Below are 17,525 nucleotides of genomic sequence, written 5' to 3'. Positions count from 1 at the left end.
TTTTGGGATTAAGACATGCAAAAAACAAAGAGACGGAGCGGTTCCAACGACTCCGTTTTACCCGGAACCGCCCTGCAGTCGTCCGTGTGAAACCTCAGTTCCACTCGCGAATGTCGACGAAATGTCCGGCAATCGCAGCAGCGGCAGCCATGGCTGGCGATACGAGATGCGTGCGGCCCTTGAAGCCCTGACGACCTTCGAAATTGCGGTTCGAGGTCGAAGCGCAACGTTCACCCGGCTTCAGACGGTCGTCGTTCATGGCAAGGCACATGGAGCAGCCCGGCTCGCGCCAGTCAAAACCGGCTTCGATGAAGATCTTGTCGAGACCTTCGGCTTCCGCCTGTTCCTTCACCAGACCAGAACCCGGCACGATCATGGCATTGACGCCAGCAGCAACCTTCTTGCCTTCAGCCATGCGTGCCGCGTCGCGCAGATCTTCGATGCGGCCATTGGTGCAAGAGCCGATGAAGACGCGGTCGATCTTGATGTCGGTCATCTTGGTGCCCGGCTTCAAGCCCATATAGTCGAGCGCGCGCCACTTCGAAGCACGCTTGGTTTCGTCCTTGATCTCGTCCGGGTTAGGAACGATGTCAGTGACGAATACGACGTCTTCAGGCGATGAGCCCCAGGAAACGACTGGCGAAATCTTGGCGGCGTCCAGTTCGACGATCTTGTCGAAATGTGCACCCTCGTCCGAATGCAGCGTCTTCCAGTAGGAAACCGCCTGTTCCAGCGCTTCGCCCTTCGGTGCACGTGGCTTTCCCTGCACATAGGCGAAAGTCGTTTCGTCCGGTGCGATCAGGCCAGCGCGCGCGCCGCCTTCGATCGACATGTTGCAGACGGTCATACGACCTTCCATCGACAGGGAGCGAATGGCGCTGCCTGCATATTCGATCACGTAACCGGTGCCGCCTGCAGTGCCGATTTCGCCGATGATGGCAAGCGTAATATCCTTGGCGGTGACGCCTGCAGCCAATTCGCCCTCAACACGCACCAGCATGTTCTTGGCTTTTTTCTGGATCAGTGTCTGCGTTGCAAGCACATGCTCGACTTCCGAAGTACCGATACCGTGCGCAAGCGAGCCGAAAGCGCCGTGCGTCGAGGTATGGCTGTCACCACAAACGATGGTCATGCCCGGCAGGGTGAAGCCCTGCTCTGGTCCGACGATGTGCACAACACCCTGACGGCGATCACGTTCGGAATAATATTCGACGTTGAAATCCGCGGCATTCTTGGCCAGAGCCTCAACCTGAATGCGGCTTTCCTCGTTCTTGATGCCGTTGATGCGGTCTGGTGACGTCGGAACATTATGGTCGACAACAGCCAGCGTTTTCTCGGGATGGCGCACCTTGCGGCCTGCCATGCGCAAGCCTTCGAAAGCTTGCGGGCTGGTCACTTCGTGCACAAGATGGCGATCAATATAAAGGAGGCAGGTACCATCTTCCTGCTGATCCACTACATGGTCGTCCCAGATCTTGTCATAAAGTGTACGCGGCGCGCTCATTGCGAGAGTTCCTTTGAATAGTTCTTAACTTTGGCTGTCATATGCACCCGCCGCCGCAATTCGTCAAGAAACACAAACCGCAACAGGGTGTCGCAGTAACAATCTTGCGGAATATTGGCAGAATTATGCGATATGTTACGCAGGCTTTTGGCTTTTGCAAATAAAAAAGGCGACCCAAAGGCCGCCTTTTTCAAACAGAATGCCCTGAAGCTTATTCAGCGGCAGCCTTGGCACCTTCGGCCTTGGCGGCGGCAGCCTTGTCGGCTTCGCGCTCAGCCTTGGTGCGGTTGTCTTTCTTTTCAGCAATACGAGCAGCCTTACCGGTAAGGCCACGCAGGTAGTAAAGCTTGGCGCGACGAACCTTGCCGCGGCGAACCAGCTCAACGCCTTCAACGATCGGCGAGTAAACCGGGAATACGCGCTCTACGCCTTCGCCGTAAGAAATCTTGCGAACGGTGAAATTTTCGTTGAGGCCAGCACCGGAACGGGCAATGCACACGCCTTCATAGGCCTGCACGCGGGTACGCGTACCTTCGGTAACGCGAACCTGAACGCGAACCGTATCGCCCGGCTGGAAATCTGGAAGCTTGCGCTTTTCTTCGATCTTTGCTGCCTGTTCGGCTTCAAGCTGACGAATGATATCGGTCATCGTCTGACTCCTTCTTTGTTCTTCTCAAACAGTCAGAGCGCCCTGCACTTGCCGCCAAGCAATCCTTGGCCTTGCGACTATGCCTGAAATACCAGGCAGGAGCGGTACACCATCTATTGGTTTACGGACGTCGCGGGCTTTGCCCGAACGAGATATTACAATGTCGGTTTTCCCGAACTGACGGGCCAATACAGCATCCCGGAGGATTTGTCACGCCCTGTCATAAATTTTCATAGCCAGCAGCGCGGGACTGTGCCAGAGTTATTGTTAACAATAATGATTCAATTGTAAACAACTTTAAAAGACAATGCTAAAATGGGGACACTATGACAATCAAGAATCCATCACCCTCATTGTATAATGAGGATCTGGCACCAGCCGAAGAGCGTAAATGGGGCGCATTCAGTATTTTCAACGTCTGGACATCAGACGTTCATAGTCTCTGGGGCTATTATCTTGCCGCAAGTCTGTTTCTCCTGTGCGGCAGCTTCCTGAACTTTGTTCTGGCCATCGGCGCGGGGTCACTGGTCATCTTTTTCCTGATGAGCCTGGTCGGCAATGCCGGTGTGCGAACCGGCGTACCTTTCCCGGTACTGGCGCGTGCATCTTTCGGCACATTCGGAGCCAATTTTCCCGCACTCGTGCGCGGCGTCGTCGCCTGTTTCTGGTATGGCGCACAGACAGCCGCAGCCTCCGGCGCGCTCGTCGCGCTGCTTATTCGCAACGAAAGCATGCTGTCCTTTCACCAGAACAGCCATCTTCTCGGCCACTCGACGCTGGAAGTTATCTGCTACGTCCTGGTTTGGGCGGCACAGCTTCTCATCATCCAGCGCGGCATGGAAACCGTACGCAAGTTTCAGGATTGGGCGGGCCCGGCCGTCTGGATCATGATGCTCATCCTGGCTGTTTATCTGGTCATCAAAGCCGGCACCTTCTCCTTCGGCAGCGAAATCCCGCGCGATGTACTGCTTGAGAAAACGAGGGATGCGGGTGTCATGGGCGAGCCAGGGTCCTTTGCAGCGCTCGCGGCTGTTGCGGCCACCTGGATCACCTATTTCGCGGCGCTCTATCTGAACTTCTGCGACTTCTCACGTTATGCCAAGGATGAAGCATCCCTGCGGCGCGGCAACCTGTGGGGTCTGCCGATCAACCTCATGGCCTTCTGCCTTGTTGCGGGCGTCACCACCACCGCAGCCTTCACTGTTTACGGCGAAGTTCTTCTGCACCCTGACCAGATTTCGGCAAAATTCGATAGCTGGTTTCTCGCACTTCTGGCTGCACTGACCTTTACCGTCGCAACACTCGGCATCAATGTGGTCGCGAATTTCGTTTCGGCCGCGTTCGACTTCTCGAATACCTTCCCGCAGAAAGTCTCGTTCAAGCGGGGCGGAGTCGTTGCAGCACTGATCGCACTGCTTCTCTACCCGTTCGCACCATGGGAAACGGGTGCCGCGCATTTCGTCAACTTCCTCGGCTCCACCATGGGTCCAATCTTCGGAATCATGATGGTTGACTACTACCTGCTCCGTCGCGGCGAACTGAACGTGGCCGATCTATATCAGGAAAACGGTGAATTCCGGTTCCAGAACGGCTGGCACGTCAAGGCTTTCATCGCCTTTGCAATCGGCGCATTGTTCTCGTCCATCCTGCCGATGACCACCAATCTCCTGCCGTCCTGGTGGGCAACCTATGGCTGGTTCTTCGGTGTAGCGATTGGCGGCGGCGTCTATTTTGTGCTCCGCAGATCGCAAAGAGAACTTCGCAGACCCGCAAATCAGCATTCTGCCTGACAATAGCAAACAAAAATGCCCGGCATCTGCCGGGCATTTTTCATTTACCGGCCAATCCGGCCAAGATGCGTATCCTGAAACCCTGATCCATATTTGAGACCGAAGCCAAGCGCCCGATCAACACCGATATGCACAGCCCAGATCAGTGCCATGGCGATGCAGATTTGCCAGTTCATCGCCCAACCCAGCACTGCGAGAAGTACAACGCCGATCCAGCTATGAGCTACATTATAGATAACTGCACCTGTGCGTGGACCTTTGAGATAACCTAGGAACGAAAGATCAGGTGCCAGAATGAATATCGCGAAAAGCCACCAGCTTGAGCCACTGACCCAATAAGCACCCAATGCCAGCAAAGCGAGAGACAGACTTTCGAGCCGCTGGATCAGGTTCATTTGTGTTTGCCCTCGCAATAGGCTTCCCAAAGATCGGGACGCCGTTCCTTCGTAATCCGCTCGGCTTGCTCATGCCGCCATTTATCGATGGCGCCATGATTTCCGGAGGTCAGGATTTCTGGAATCGACCGTCCCTCCCAAATCTGCGGACGAGTATAATGCGGATGTTCGAGCAGCCCGGTCTCGAAACTTTCCGTCTCGCCGGATTCTCGATTACCCATCACACCCGGCAGAAGCCGCACGATGGCGTCCAGCAGAACGATTGCGGCAGTTTCTCCACCCGACAGGATGTAATCGCCGATTGATACTTCCTCGAGATTGCGCGCTTCGATGACACGCTCGTCCACGCCCTCGAAACGGCCGCAAAGAATGATCGCACCCGGTCCGTCCGCCAGTTCGCGCACGCGTGTCTGCGTCAGCGGCTTCCCGCGCGGGCTCATCAACAGCATCGGACGACGATCGTCGGCAACCGAATCCAGGGCACGGGCAATAACATCGGGCTTCATCACCATGCCAGCCCCGCCACCGGAGGGCGTATCGTCCACCATACGGTGCCGCCCTTCCGCAAAATCGCGAATCTGCACCGCATCGAGCTGCCATTTGCCCTCGCCGAGCGCCTTGCCTGCAAGGGAGGTACCGAGCGGTCCGGGAAACATTTCAGGATAAAGCGTCAGCACGGATGCATGAAAGAAACCGGGCTCAAAGAAATCAGCTTCGTCATCCACCTTGGAAACTTCGGTCATGACTTCTTCGGCTTTTTCTTTTCATTTTGCGGACGCTCATCCTCATCGTCGGCGATCAGTCCAGCGGCATAGGGCTCGACCAGCAAAGTGCCCTTGTCCAGATCGATTTCCGGTACGGCTGCTTCCGTGAAAGGGATAAGCATCGGGCGTTTGCCCTTTTCGCTGAGTTCGATGAGGTCGCCGCCACCGAAATCGAACAGGGCGCTCACCACGCCATAGGTCTTGCCTTCAGCATCGACTGCCAGCAAGCCGATCAGGTCGGTCTGGAAGAACTCGTCTTCATCCAGTTCGTCATCCGGTAGCTGGGCACGATCTATGAAAAGTTCCGTTCCGTTCAGTGCCTCGGCGGCATTGCGGTCGTTGATGCCCTTGAAGCGCACCACCACAACCGTCTTGGCAGGGCGCGCTTCCAGAACTTCATAGCTCTTGCCCTGTTCATCATAGAGCAGACCATATTCGGCGATCGCCAGCGGATCGCCGGTAAAGGTCTTCACTCGCACTTCGCCGCGCGTGCCATGAGCGGCACCGATGACGGCGAGCTGGATCGGGTTTTCTGGACGCGGCATTGCCAACCTTGTTTCTGCTGCTCGGATAGGATTATTTTTCGTTCAATAACCCTTTCGTCAGCCCTTTTCACGTCAATTCGTAAGAATAGTGCTTTTCATCTCGCGGACAACCAGCCGGTAACCTATCGCTGGCAAACTGCCCTTCCATCCAGAGTGAGCAACCGGCTTGACCATGACGACGAACAGCGAATTTCTGATCCCTGCCCGCGCCGACCTTGCAGCGGCACGTGAAGAATGGCTGAAGACGCTGAAAGATGCGCGCCGCCTGTCGGAAAATACGCTTGAAGCCTATGAGCGCGACACACGTCAGTTCCTCAATTTTCTGACTGGCCATCTAGGAGAGCCGCCATCGCTGAAAGATGTCGGCAATCTGCGCATTGCCGATCTGCGTTCCTTTCTGGCCAGCCGTCGCAATGAAGGCGTCGGTGCCAGGACGCTGGGGCGCGGTCTTGCCGGTGTGCGCTCGCTTCTGCGTCATCTGGAAAAGCGCGGCCTTGCCAATGCAGCGGGCGTAAGCGCCATGCGCGCACCACGTCAGCCGAAATCACTGCCGAAGCCGCTGACAGCCGAAGACGCCCGGCGCGTGGTTGCCGCCGACGGGCAGATGGCGGAGGAGCCGTGGATCGCCGCGCGCAACGCCGCCGTTCTGACCTTGCTCTACGGCTGCGGTCTGCGCATTTCCGAAGCACTCGGTCTGATGGGGGATGCATTATCCGACAGCACCGCCCGTTCGATCCCCATTACAGGTAAGGGCAACAAAGCCCGCCTCGTGCCGTTGCTACCCATCGTGCATCGCGCCGTCGCCCAATATCGAGCGCTTTGCCCATTCGATCTTTCCGCCGACAAGCCGCTTTTTCGTGGTGCCAAGGGCGGCGTGCTGCATGCCGCGATCATCCAGCGCGAAATGCAGAAACTACGCGCTGGCCTCGGCTTGCCCGACAGCGCGACACCGCATGCGCTGCGCCATTCCTTCGCCACCCACCTTCTGGGGCGGGGGGGCGATCTCAGAACGATCCAGGAGCTGCTTGGCCATGCAAGCCTCTCGACCACACAGGTCTATACCGGCGTGGACACCGAGCGGCTGCTGGAAGTCTATGACAAAGCGCATCCCCGGGCTTAACCGGCTTGAGAAGTCGCTGGCATCGGCAAAAACCACCCCTATATTACTCTCATGAAAAAGCTGCTTCTCGTTCTTCTCTATGCCTGCCTGGCAGGCGCAACTTCTGCCCGCGCCGACGATGTGCCTGCCACTTGCGCTGTGCACGGCGTCAATCTCATCGACGGGCTGGAGACCAAGGACCCGGCAAGCTGGGAGGAATTGCAGCGCGCAGCCGACGCTGTGCCCAATCGCAGGGGGCTTCTCTGGAAGATCGACAAAGACGGCGGCGCCCCCTCCTATCTCTTCGGCACGATCCATCTTTCCGATCCGCGCGTCCTGACATTGCCGAAAGCTGCCAATGAGGCCTATCGGTCAGCAAGCACCGTCGTCATCGAAACGACGGATATTCTGGACCCAAAGGCTTTCCTGCGTCTCAAGCTTGAACAGCCCGACCTGCTGCTCTTCACTGACGGCAGCACTCTGAAGTCGCATATTCCACCCGAGCGACGCGCGGAGATCGAGCAGAAGCTTGCAGAACGCGGTATCGTTCTCGACGCAGTTGCGAAAATGAAGCCGTGGGTGCTGACCAGCCTGCTCGCACTTCCCAAATGCGAGAGGGAGCGCAAAAGCGAAGGCGAAAAATCACTTGATGAACGGCTGGCTCTCGATGCACAGGCCGAGGGCCGCAATGTTTTGGGGCTGGAAAGCGCTGCAGAACAACTGGTGGCGATGAACCGGATGCCGCTTGACTTCCATCTCCGCAATCTGGTGGCTACCGTCGACTATGGCGACAAGGTCGAGGATGCCATGGAGACCACGACTGCGCTCTACCTGAAGGGCGAGATTGGCTTAATCATGCCGTTGCTCCGGAAAATCGTTCCAGACAGCCTTTCCGAAGAGGATTACGAGCTATTTCTGAAATATCTCATTTTCGACCGCAATCAGGTCATGGCAGATCGTGCCGTTCCGATCATCGACAAGGGAAATGCGTTTATTGCTGTCGGTGCACTCCATCTGCCAGGCAAGGATGGGATAGTCGAATTGCTACGTGCAAAAGGCTATCGGGTGACCCCGCTATAGAAGTATATGCCTGAATATTTCTAACCGGCTTTCAGATCGGTGATGCTGTTTTCAATAGCAGTAATATTGAGTTCAAGTTCGGCAATCTGTCTCAGTATGGATTTTCCCGGCAGCGCTTCTTCCCTGGCCGCTTCATCCAGAAGCTTGAACTGTTCATCGCGCAAAAGCGATGAGAGCTTTTCGAAGCGCTCGATGGTTTTCAGGTTTTCTTTCGACGGCATTAAGTCGTTCCTCAAATTTCGGCGTCGTTTCTGATCGCTTGCAACGATCCGCTTTATCAATGGTTTACAGTGATAAGGCCCGGATAGCCAGTTGATCGAACATAATTCCGATCATCAGACCGCTTCAATGATTGAATATACATAGCGATGCGCAGTTTCTCTCGGGTTAACAACACCTTCGCCTACCGCCCTGGCATAGCGATTAGCCCATGTTCCTTCTTATATTAGCCACTTCGGAACTATTCGCTCGTTTTCGCATTGATATACACCGAGTTTGTTATCGCAATGCAGGGCAACACGTAGAGGAGTGGTCGGAGCGCATACTGGCTCATGAATGACCGCTGATACCCGGCAACTATCGCTTCCCAACTATCACCTTGATGATGGAAGGGACCACTGGAGGAACCCGTTATGGTTGATCCCCTTGATCCGCGAAACAGTGATCCCCGCACGACGACTGATCCGCGCCTGTCTGACCCGTCTAGCCAGTCGGGAATGCCGACGCCTCCACCCCAACGCGGCGGAAGCGGCTATCTGCTCGGCGCAGTGCTTTTGGCAGCGATCATTATCCTCGCTTACTTCTTCTACCGGAATGGCAGTGGAACGGATACTGCGGCTCCGCCTCCCCCACCACCGGCGACCCAGAGCGAACCTGCAACACCGGCTCCAGCTCCTGCTAACCCGCCAGCGCAGAATTAGGCATCAAAAAAGGCCCACATCAGCGGGCCTTTTTATAATTATATGATCGCAGCCGATTACATATGGATCGGCTTGGCGAAGGTCGCCAGAGCGGATTCACGCACGGCTTCCGACATGGTCGGATGGGCATGGCAGGTGCGAGCCAGATCTTCCGACGAACCGCCAAACTCCATCAGGACGGCCAGTTCATGGATCATTTCACCGGCATTGTAACCGAGGATATGCGCACCCAGAACGCGGTCCGTCGCCTTGTCGGCGAGGATCTTCACGAAACCATCGGTATGGAGCATGGCACGTGCACGACCATTGGCCGTGAACGGGAACTTGCCGACCTTATATTCAATGCCAGCGGCCTTCAGTTCTTCTTCAGTCTTGCCGACCGAAGCGACTTCCGGCTGCGTGTAGACGACGCTCGGAATGACATCGAAATTCACATGACCGGCCTGACCGGCAATGATTTCGGCAACAGCAATGCCTTCGTCTTCGGCCTTGTGCGCCAGCATCGGACCCTGCACCACGTCGCCGATGGCGTAGATGCCCTCGACATTGGTGCGCCAGTGATCGTCGATCGCAACGCGGCCACGATCATCGACATTCACGCCGGCTTCCTGAAGGCCGAGACCGTCCGTATAAGGACGGCGACCGGTCGCGATCAGAACCGTATCGGCTTCAAGCGTTTCAGCCGCGCCACCCTTGACCGGTTCGAAGGTTACTTTTGCGCCCTTGCCAGCCTTTTCCACGCCGGTCACCTTCGCGCCAAGCTTGAAGGCAATGCCCTGCTTTTCGAGCAGGCGCTGGAACTGCTTGGAAACTTCGCCGTCCATCTGGCCAAGCACCTTGTCGAGATATTCGACAACCGTAACCTTCGCACCAAGACGCGCCCAGACGGAACCAAGCTCCAGACCGATCACACCGCCGCCGACAACGATCAGGCTGCCCGGAACCTTGTCGAACGAAAGCGCACCGGTCGAAGACACGATGACCTTCTCGTCAATATCGACCTTGACGCCCGGAATGCCCGCGACATCAGAACCGGTAGCAATGATGATGTTCTTTGCTTCGATCTCCTCGACCTTGCCGTCTTCGGCAGTCACGGAAACCTTGCCCTTGCCAACGATCTTGCCGGTACCGATGAAGGCTGTGATCTTGTTCTTCTTGAACAGGAATTCAACACCCGTGACATTGGCCTTCACGGTTGTGTCCTTGTGCGCCAGCATCTTTCCCAGATTGAGCTTCGGCGTCACTTCCACGCCGAGCGTGTCGAAGGAATGACCGGCTTCTGCAAAGACTTCCGACGCATGCAGAAGCGCCTTGGAAGGAATGCAGCCGATATTCAGGCAGGTGCCACCGAAGGTCTTGCGCTTCTCCACAACAGCAACGGAAAGACCAAGCTGTGCAGCCTTGATCGCGGCGACATAACCGCCGGGGCCCGTACCGATGACAACCACATCGTATGACATTGAACTATCCTTCTTCAGTCTGTCCTGAACGTTTTTCGAACGCCCCGTCCATCCGGGCCCGTTCCTTCATTCGAAATTATTCACATACAATCAGTGCCTGCGGGCTACCGATCATTCCTCGTCTGGTGAGCATCCCTGAAAACGGAATGCTTCCCACTGAAGCGGCTTTTCGGGTTTTGCCGCTCCAAAATCATAACCATCGAGCGCCGTCACCAGATCGGGCAGCAGGATCGCCTGGGCCGCCGGTTCTTCCGCCTTGGGCAGGACATCGGCTTCTGCGCCTTCCTTCAGCGAATAGATGACGCTCTGCCAGATGCTGCAATCGTCGAGATCTTCCGGGTTGGAACCGTCGCCCTTGCAGTTGAAGGTCAGCAACGCATAGGGACGCGCCACGCCTTCTTCCGGCCAGATTACCATGCCGCTCAGCTTGAATTCAGGCTTGTCATTGGCGGTAATGGTGAACTCATTCGTCGGTGCTGGCGACATTTTCAGGTCGTTCGGCTGCTCGGGGCGGAAGGTCAGCGTATAGGCATCATCGCGATCACGATAAATCGCCCGGTTCTGCGTGCAAGCCGCCTGAACCGCGGTCGAGAACACGGTGAGCGCAAGCACCGAAACGGCGGCAGTCCTGAAAAGCTTGTTTGCAGCGTGCATCTGTCGGTTCTCCCTGAATGTTCCGGTTGAGTGTTTCCGGCAGCGAATCGAGATTCAGCGAAACTGAACCTGTTGCTTCTTACATAGCCTTTTCGGTGGCAAGTTTAAGTCCCAGCGCGATGAAGACAACACCGCTGGTCCGATCGATCCATTTCGAGGCACGCGAGAAGGCGGCGCGCATCTTCGGCGTCGTCATGAAAAGGCTGACGCCGACGAACCATGAGATCAGCGCGGTCGCCATCACGACCCCATAGCCAAGCTTCACCTCGGTCGGTGTATGGGCGTGAACGACCGTCGAAAAGATCGACAGAAAGAAGAACACAGCTTTTGGATTGAGCGCATTGGCGGCAAAGCCGAGGCCGAACGCCTTGGCGAAGCTCTGCGGCTTGCGCGGTTCCTTCGGTGCCGCTTCCACATCGATCTTCGTCGTTCCAGCGCGCAACGCCTTGATGCCGATATAGACCAGATAGGCCACGCCGCACCATTTGACGATATTGAACAGATAGATCGACTTGGAAATGATGAGCCCGAGACCCAAAACCGTATAGGTGACATGCATCATCAGGGCGGCGCCAATGCCGAAGCTCGTGATGATCGCCTCGCGACGGCCATGCAGCAGTGACTGCCGGATAACCATGGCGAGATCGGCGCCAGGGGAAACGATGGCAAAGACGAAAATCGCCATCAGGGATGCAAGTTCGAACAGATAGGGATGCATCGCGTTTCCTTCATTGCGCGTTTTTCACGCGCAGGCTGTCATCACAGAACCAAAGCCAGAAGCATGATACCGAGCCCCACCAGACTAATGAGCCAGACGAAGGAACGGAAATAGGGAATGCCCGCCAGATAAAGCGGGATATAGACGATGCGACCGAAAAACCAGAGCCACGCCCCGAGAATACCCCATCCGGACGGGTCGCCTTTCAGCACGAGCGCCAGCGCCAGAGCGATGAAAGCCGGATAGGTCTCGCGGAAATTGGCGGAGGCTCGCTCCGCGCGACCGGCAAATTTGCCGGAGGGTTTCAAACCCTCGTCGCGCGGACCGGCATTCCATTGAGAGCCGAGTTCCTTTGTTGCCGCAAAGCCCTGCAGGAGGATATGAACCATCAGCAGGACGACGCTCAAGCCGACCAGCGGCAGAAACGGGGATGCGGAGAAGATGCCCGGCTCCATCGTTCGCCCTTAGAGATCGAGAACCAGACGTTCCGGATCTTCGAGGCTTTCCTTGACGCGCACGAGGAAAGTCACGGCTTCCTTGCCGTCCACGATGCGGTGATCGTAGGACAGGGCAAGATACATCATCGGGCGGATCACGATCTGACCGCCGACGACAACCGGACGTTCCTGGATCTTGTGCATGCCGAGGATACCGGACTGCGGCGCGTTCAGGATTGGCGAGGACATCAGCGAACCGTACACGCCGCCATTGGTGATGGTGAACGTGCCGCCCTGCATGTCGGCGACCGAAAGCGTACCGTCACGCGCTGCCTTGGCAAGACGTCCCAGTTCCTTTTCAACGCCAGCAATCGAAAGCTGGTCGGCATCACGGATGACCGGAACCACAAGGCCCTTGTCCGTACCGACGGCCATGCCGACATGGGCGAAATTCTTGTAGATGATGTCAGTGCCGTCGATCTCGGCGTTGACCGCCGGGATTTCCTTCAGCGCATGGGTCACGGCCTTGGTGAAAAAGCCCATGAAGCCAAGCTTCACGCCATGCTTCTTCTCGAAGACGTCCTTGTACTTGGTGCGCAGTTCCATGACCGCAGACATGTCGACTTCGTTATAGGTCGTCAGCATGGCGGCAGTGTTCTGCGCATCCTTCAGACGCTTGGCGATCGTCTGGCGCAGGCGGGTCATCTTCACGCGTTCTTCGCGCGATGCGTCATCAGCCGACGATGCCGGACGGGCAGCAGCCGGTGTGGCCGGAGCCGGAACAGCCGAAACGCCCCCAGAAACACCCTTGGCGATGGCGTCGAGCACATCACCCTTCAGCACCTGGCCGCGCTTGCCGGAACCTTCGACCTGATCGGCGGAGAGGTTGTTTTCTGAAAGCAGCTTGGAAGCGGCAGGAGCCGGCTGCATGGCCGGGCCCGACGAAGCCGAGGCGACAGGTGCCGCAGCAGGAGCGGCGGCAGCAGGCTTGGCTTCTTCCTTCTTCGCAGCAGGGGCCGCAGCGACGGCAGAGCCATCGGTGGAAATCTGGCCGAGAAGCGCATTGACCTCGACCGTGTCGCCTTCCTTGGCCGTGATTTCAGCCAGAACGCCCGCAGCAGCAGCCGGAACTTCCACTGTCACCTTATCGGTTTCCAGTTCCACCAGCGGTTCGTCGACAGCGATGGCGTCGCCGACCTTCTTGAACCATTTTCCGATGGTTGCCTCAGTAACGGACTCCCCAAGCGTGGGAACGCGAATTTCGGTGGCCATGGTTTCTTCTTCCGTTGATCTTCAAACTTTAGATTCTGTGTTCAATTCAGCTTGAGGCAGTTTCGAAAAACTGCTCCAAAACTCTAACCCGGATCAGTTACCGAGCGCATCCTCAAGGAAAGCGGCGAGCTGTGCAAGATGCTTCGACATCAGACCCGTTGCAGGCGATGCTGCGGCCGGACGGCCCGCATAGCGCACGCGCTGATGCTTGGCGTCGATATGAGCCAGCACCCATTCCAGATACGGGTCGATGAACGACCATGCACCCATGTTCTTCGGCTCTTCCTGGCACCAGACCATTTCCGCATGGCGGAAGCGTGACAGCTCGTTGATGAGCGCCTTGGCCGGGAATGGATAAAGCTGTTCGACACGCAGCAGGTAGACGTCATCGATGCCGCGCTTTTCACGCTCTTCGTAGAGATCGTAATAGACCTTGCCCGAGCAGAGTACGACGCGACGGATCTTTGCATCCTTCTGGAGCTTGATGCCTTCGTCCTTGTTGTATTGCGCATCATCCCACAGCAGGCGGTGGAACGAGGATTCGCCCGACATTTCGGCCAAGGTCGAAATGGCGCGCTTGTGGCGCAGCAGCGACTTCGGCGTCATCATGATGAGCGGCTTGCGGAAGTCGCGCTTCATCTGGCGGCGCAGAATATGGAAGTAGTTGGCTGGCGTCGTGACGTTTGCCACCTGCATGTTGTCTTCGGCGCAGAGCTGGAGATAACGCTCCAGACGAGCCGAGGAGTGTTCTGGACCCTGACCTTCATAGCCGTGCGGCAGAAGGCAGACCAGACCGGACATGCGCAGCCACTTGCGTTCGCCCGACGAGATGAACTGGTCGAACACGACCTGCGCACCGTTGGCGAAATCGCCGAACTGGGCTTCCCACAGAACCAGCGCACGCGGTTCGGACAGCGAATAGCCGTACTCGTAGCCGAGAACCGCTTCTTCCGAGAGCATCGAATTGATGACCTCGTAAATCGCCTGGCCCTTCTGGATATTGTTGAGCGGGATGTAGCGGTTCTGGGTCTCCTGATCGTAGAGAACCGTATGGCGCTGCGAGAAGGTGCCGCGCTCGACATCCTGACCCGAGAAACGGATCGGATTGCCTTCCGCGACCAGCGAACCGAAAGCAAGCGCTTCTGCCGTTGCCCAGTCAATGCCTTCGCCCGTTTCCATCATCTTGGCACGGTTGTCGAGGAAGCGCTGGATCGTGCGATGGACGTGGAAGTCCTTCGGCACTTCAACCAGCTTCTTGCCGATTTCCTTCAGCGTCTTCACCGGCACGGCGGTCTTGCCGCGGCGTTGTTCGTCGGCGTTGTCTGCGGTACGCAGGCCAGCCCACGCACCGTCCAGCCAGTCGGCCTTGTTCGGCTTGTAGCTCTGTCCGGCGTCGAATTCGGTTTCCAGATTTTCGCGCCACTGCGCTTTCATCTGGTCGATTTCTTCCTGCTTGATCAGACCTTCCGCAATCAGCTTGTCGCTATAGAGCTGAACCGTCGTCTTGTGCGCACGGATCGCCTTGTACATCAGCGGCTGGGTGAAAGACGGCTCATCGCCCTCGTTGTGACCGAAGCGGCGATAGCAGAACATGTCGATGACCACCGGCTTGTGGAAGGTCATGCGGAACTCGGTCGCAACCTTGGCGGCAAACACCACGGCTTCCGGATCGTCGCCATTGACGTGGAAGATCGGCGCTTCGATCATCTTCGCCACATCCGACGGATAAGGCGACGAACGCGAGAAGGCCGGATTGGTGGTGAAACCGATCTGGTTGTTGATGATGAAGTGAACCGTACCGGCAACGCGGTGCCCCTTCAGACCGGAAAGACCGAGGCACTCGGCCACGACACCCTGACCGGCAAAGGCAGCATCGCCATGCAGGAGCAGCGGCAAAACCTTGGCGCGCGTTGCGAGCGGAACCATGTCGTCACGGGTGCGACCGGCCAGCAGATCCTGCTTGGCGCGGGCCTTGCCCATCACGACCGGGTTGACGATTTCCAGATGCGACGGGTTGGCGGTCAGCGACAGGTGGACCTTGTTGCCGTCGAATTCACGATCCGACGAAGCGCCCAGATGGTACTTCACGTCGCCCGAGCCTTCCACGTCGTCCGGCGCATAGGAGCCGCCCTTGAATTCGTGGAAGATAGCGCGATGCGGCTTGCCCATGACCTGGCTAAGCACGTTCAGACGGCCACGGTGGGCCATGCCGAAGATGATTTCCTTGACGCCCATGGCGCCGCCACGCTTGACGATCTGCTCAAGGGCCGGAATCAGCGATTCACCGCCATCGAGGCCGAAACGCTTGGTGCCCTTGTACTTGACGTCGATGAACTGCTCGAAGCCTTCCGCTTCGATCAGCTTCGACAGGATGGCCTTCTTGCCTTCCGGCGTGAAAGCAACCTTTTTGTCCGGACCTTCGATGCGTTCCTGAATCCAGGCCTTTTCAGCCGGATCGGAAATATGCATGAACTCGACGCCGATCGTGCCGCAATAGGTACGCTTCAGAATATCGAGCATTTCCGGCACGGTCGCATATTCGAGGCCGAGCACGTTGTCGATGAAGATCTTGCGGTTGTAGTCGGCTGGCGTGAAACCGTAGTTTTCCGGCTCCAGCTCATTATAGTCGTTCGGCTTCTCGGAGAGACCGAGCGGATCGAGATTGGCGTGCAGATGGCCACGCATGCGGTAGGCGCGGATCATCATGATGGCGCGAACGCTGTCGCGTGCAGCCTGCGTGATCTCTTCGCTGGTAAGGGCTGCGCCGGTCGCACCCTTCGCTTCGCCCTTTGCAGCCTTGCCTTTCAGCTTGTCGGTGACATGCTTTTCGACTTCAGCCCAGTTGCCATCGAGTGCCGAAACGAGTTCGCCATTGGCGGCAATCGGCCAGTTCTTTCTGGTCCAGCTTGCGCCCTGCGCATTCTTTTTCACATCGTCGGCATTGTCGCCCAGCTTCGCGAAGAAATCGCGCCACTGCGGATCGACCGAATTCGGATCGTCCTCATATTTGGCGTACAGCTCCTCGATATAGTCGGCATTGCCGCCATAGAGGAATGAGGTAAGGGCGAAAACGTCGTTGGCTTGTTCTTGCCTTGCCATAGCCTATCCGGAGCAACGCTCCGTCTCCTTGTCAGTGGCTCATCTTGCGCGGGCCGGAAGTTCGAAACTTCATCCCTCACGCCGCCGGGGAGGAACCGCTACAGACCCCGGCATGACTAAACTCTACGCGTCGGAACGGATATCCGTCCCTCTAATCCGGATCACATGACCCGTTGTTATGCTAAACCCGGCAGCGGCTTTCGCCGCCGCCGGGATATTCAGACCGATACGCGATCTCAGCCCTTGAGGACTTCGACCAGCGTCTTGCCGAGCTGCGCCGGCGACGGCGACACGCGAATGCCAGCCGATTCCATGGCAGCAATCTTGTCTTCCGCGCCGCCCTTGCCGCCGGAGATCACGGCGCCAGCATGGCCCATGGTGCGTCCGGCAGGAGCCGTACGGCCAGCGATGAAGCCAACCATCGGCTTCTTGCGACCGCGCTTGGCTTCGTCCTTGAGGAACTGAGCCGCATCTTCTTCAGCCGAACCGCCGATTTCACCGATCATGACGATCGACTTGGTTTCGTCGTCGGCCAGGAACATTTCCAGGACGTCGATGAACTCGGTGCCCTTGACCGGATCGCCGCCGATACCGACAGCGGTGGTCTGGCCGAGGCCCTCGTTCGAGGTCTGGAACACAGCTTCATAGGTAAGCGTGCCGGAGCGGGAAACAACACCCACCGAACCCTTCTTGAAGATATTGCCCGGCATGATGCCGATCTTGCACTCTTCAGGGGTCAGGATGCCAGGGCAGTTCGGTCCGAGCAGGCGCGACTTCGAGCGTTCCAGACGCTCCTTGACGCGAACCATGTCCATGACCGGAATGCCTTCGGTGATGCAGACGATGAACGGGATTTCAGCTTCAATCGCTTCGATGATCGCATCGGCGGCGCCTGCTGGCGGAACGTAGATCACGGATGCGTCAGCACCGGTGCGTTCCTTGCCTTCGGCAACGGTTGCGAAGATCGGAAGCTTTTCGCCCTTGGAGCCTTCCCAGGTTTCGCCACCCTTCTTCGGATGGATACCGCCAACCATCTGCGTGCCGTAGTAGGCAAGCGCCTGTTCGGTGTGGAAGGTACCGGTCTTGCCGGTCAGGCCCTGTACGAGAACCTTGGTGTCCTTGTTGACGAGAATGGACAT

At 57.3% G+C, this 17,525-nt stretch carries 17 protein-coding genes; 4 read left to right on the top strand and 13 right to left on the bottom strand.

Going from position 1 to position 17,525, the window contains the following annotated elements:
• Positions 1 to 94 precede the first annotated feature (94 nt).
• A complete protein-coding gene (gene leuC / locus ACYSN1_RS08125) occupies positions 95 to 1,504 on the bottom strand; it encodes a 3-isopropylmalate dehydratase large subunit (RefSeq protein WP_461725150.1) in 1,410 nt (469 codons plus the stop codon).
• A 211-nt stretch (positions 1,505 to 1,715) separates the two neighbouring features.
• The gene (gene rplS / locus ACYSN1_RS08120) at positions 1,716 to 2,153 is read right to left on the bottom strand and encodes a 50S ribosomal protein L19 (RefSeq protein WP_140020454.1); all 438 of its coding nucleotides are present in this window, start codon (positions 2,151 to 2,153) and stop codon (positions 1,716 to 1,718) included.
• Between the two features lie 326 nt (positions 2,154 to 2,479).
• On the opposite strand from rplS, the gene ACYSN1_RS08115 reads away from it, so the two are divergent.
• On the top strand, positions 2,480 to 3,943 hold the full coding sequence (locus ACYSN1_RS08115; RefSeq protein WP_140020455.1) for an NCS1 family nucleobase:cation symporter-1: 1,464 nt from the start codon (positions 2,480 to 2,482) through the stop codon (positions 3,941 to 3,943).
• 44 nt (positions 3,944 to 3,987) lie between these two features.
• Here ACYSN1_RS08115 and ACYSN1_RS08110 read toward each other — a convergent pair whose 3' ends face one another.
• From ACYSN1_RS08110 to rimM, 3 genes are read right to left on the bottom strand one after another with little or no spacing between them, the layout of a single operon-like run.
• The gene (locus ACYSN1_RS08110) at positions 3,988 to 4,338 is read right to left on the bottom strand and encodes a DUF4260 domain-containing protein (protein WP_461725149.1); all 351 of its coding nucleotides are present in this window, start codon (positions 4,336 to 4,338) and stop codon (positions 3,988 to 3,990) included.
• Complete coding sequence (gene trmD, locus ACYSN1_RS08105; RefSeq protein ID WP_461725148.1) at positions 4,335 to 5,081, bottom strand: tRNA (guanosine(37)-N1)-methyltransferase TrmD; 747 nt, start codon at positions 5,079 to 5,081, stop codon at positions 4,335 to 4,337. The genes ACYSN1_RS08110 and trmD overlap by 4 nt, the downstream gene beginning before the upstream one ends.
• Entirely contained in the window at positions 5,078 to 5,647 is a 570-nt protein-coding gene (gene rimM, locus ACYSN1_RS08100; protein ID WP_140020458.1) for a ribosome maturation factor RimM, read from the bottom strand. Before rimM ends, trmD begins: the two co-directional genes overlap by 4 nt.
• A gap of 172 nt (positions 5,648 to 5,819) precedes the next feature.
• Here rimM and ACYSN1_RS08095 point away from each other — a divergent pair, with 172 nt between their 5' ends.
• Both ACYSN1_RS08095 and ACYSN1_RS08090 read left to right on the top strand, forming a co-directional pair.
• A complete protein-coding gene (locus ACYSN1_RS08095) occupies positions 5,820 to 6,767 on the top strand; it encodes a tyrosine recombinase XerC (protein ID WP_461725147.1) in 948 nt (315 codons plus the stop codon).
• A 51-nt stretch (positions 6,768 to 6,818) separates the two neighbouring features.
• Positions 6,819 to 7,826, top strand: a complete 1,008-nt coding sequence (locus ACYSN1_RS08090; protein ID WP_461725146.1) for a TraB/GumN family protein — start codon at positions 6,819 to 6,821, stop codon at positions 7,824 to 7,826.
• A 20-nt stretch (positions 7,827 to 7,846) separates the two neighbouring features.
• Here the strand turns inward: ACYSN1_RS08090 and ACYSN1_RS08085 are convergent, their stop codons facing one another.
• On the bottom strand, positions 7,847 to 8,047 hold the full coding sequence (locus tag ACYSN1_RS08085) for a hypothetical protein (RefSeq protein WP_006470960.1): 201 nt from the start codon (positions 8,045 to 8,047) through the stop codon (positions 7,847 to 7,849).
• Between the two features lie 411 nt (positions 8,048 to 8,458).
• Here ACYSN1_RS08085 and ACYSN1_RS08080 point away from each other — a divergent pair, with 411 nt between their 5' ends.
• Positions 8,459 to 8,746 carry a hypothetical protein gene (locus ACYSN1_RS08080; RefSeq protein WP_461725145.1) on the top strand — a complete coding sequence of 96 codons (288 nt, stop codon included), beginning with the start codon at positions 8,459 to 8,461 and terminating at the stop codon, positions 8,744 to 8,746.
• Between the two features lie 56 nt (positions 8,747 to 8,802).
• Here the strand turns inward: ACYSN1_RS08080 and lpdA are convergent, their stop codons facing one another.
• From lpdA to sucD, 7 genes are all read right to left on the bottom strand, one after another.
• Positions 8,803 to 10,206, bottom strand: coding sequence for a dihydrolipoyl dehydrogenase (gene lpdA, locus ACYSN1_RS08075; RefSeq protein ID WP_461725144.1), 1,404 nt, complete (start codon positions 10,204 to 10,206; stop codon positions 8,803 to 8,805).
• A gap of 111 nt (positions 10,207 to 10,317) precedes the next feature.
• Complete coding sequence (locus ACYSN1_RS08070) at positions 10,318 to 10,860, bottom strand: hypothetical protein (RefSeq protein WP_151616154.1); 543 nt, start codon at positions 10,858 to 10,860, stop codon at positions 10,318 to 10,320.
• A gap of 79 nt (positions 10,861 to 10,939) precedes the next feature.
• Complete coding sequence (locus ACYSN1_RS08065) at positions 10,940 to 11,578, bottom strand: LysE family translocator (RefSeq protein ID WP_140020465.1); 639 nt, start codon at positions 11,576 to 11,578, stop codon at positions 10,940 to 10,942.
• A 41-nt stretch (positions 11,579 to 11,619) separates the two neighbouring features.
• Positions 11,620 to 12,033, bottom strand: coding sequence for an MAPEG family protein (locus ACYSN1_RS08060; RefSeq protein WP_461725143.1), 414 nt, complete (start codon positions 12,031 to 12,033; stop codon positions 11,620 to 11,622).
• A gap of 9 nt (positions 12,034 to 12,042) precedes the next feature.
• Positions 12,043 to 13,287: a 2-oxoglutarate dehydrogenase complex dihydrolipoyllysine-residue succinyltransferase gene (odhB, locus tag ACYSN1_RS08055; RefSeq protein WP_461725142.1), complete on the bottom strand. Its 1,245-nt coding sequence runs from the start codon at positions 13,285 to 13,287 to the stop codon at positions 12,043 to 12,045.
• Positions 13,288 to 13,380: 93 nt separating this feature from the next.
• Positions 13,381 to 16,386 (bottom strand): 2-oxoglutarate dehydrogenase E1 component, encoded by a 3,006-nt coding sequence (locus ACYSN1_RS08050; protein WP_461725141.1) that lies wholly within the window; start codon positions 16,384 to 16,386, stop codon positions 13,381 to 13,383.
• Between the two features lie 236 nt (positions 16,387 to 16,622).
• Positions 16,623 to 17,525 (bottom strand): succinate--CoA ligase subunit alpha, encoded by a 903-nt coding sequence (sucD, locus tag ACYSN1_RS08045; protein WP_109986951.1) that lies wholly within the window; start codon positions 17,523 to 17,525, stop codon positions 16,623 to 16,625.

The organism is Brucella sp. LJL56, assembly GCF_054871705.1.
Note: the sequence above shows the minus strand (reverse complement) of the source record. Positions and strands in the feature narration are given on the sequence as shown.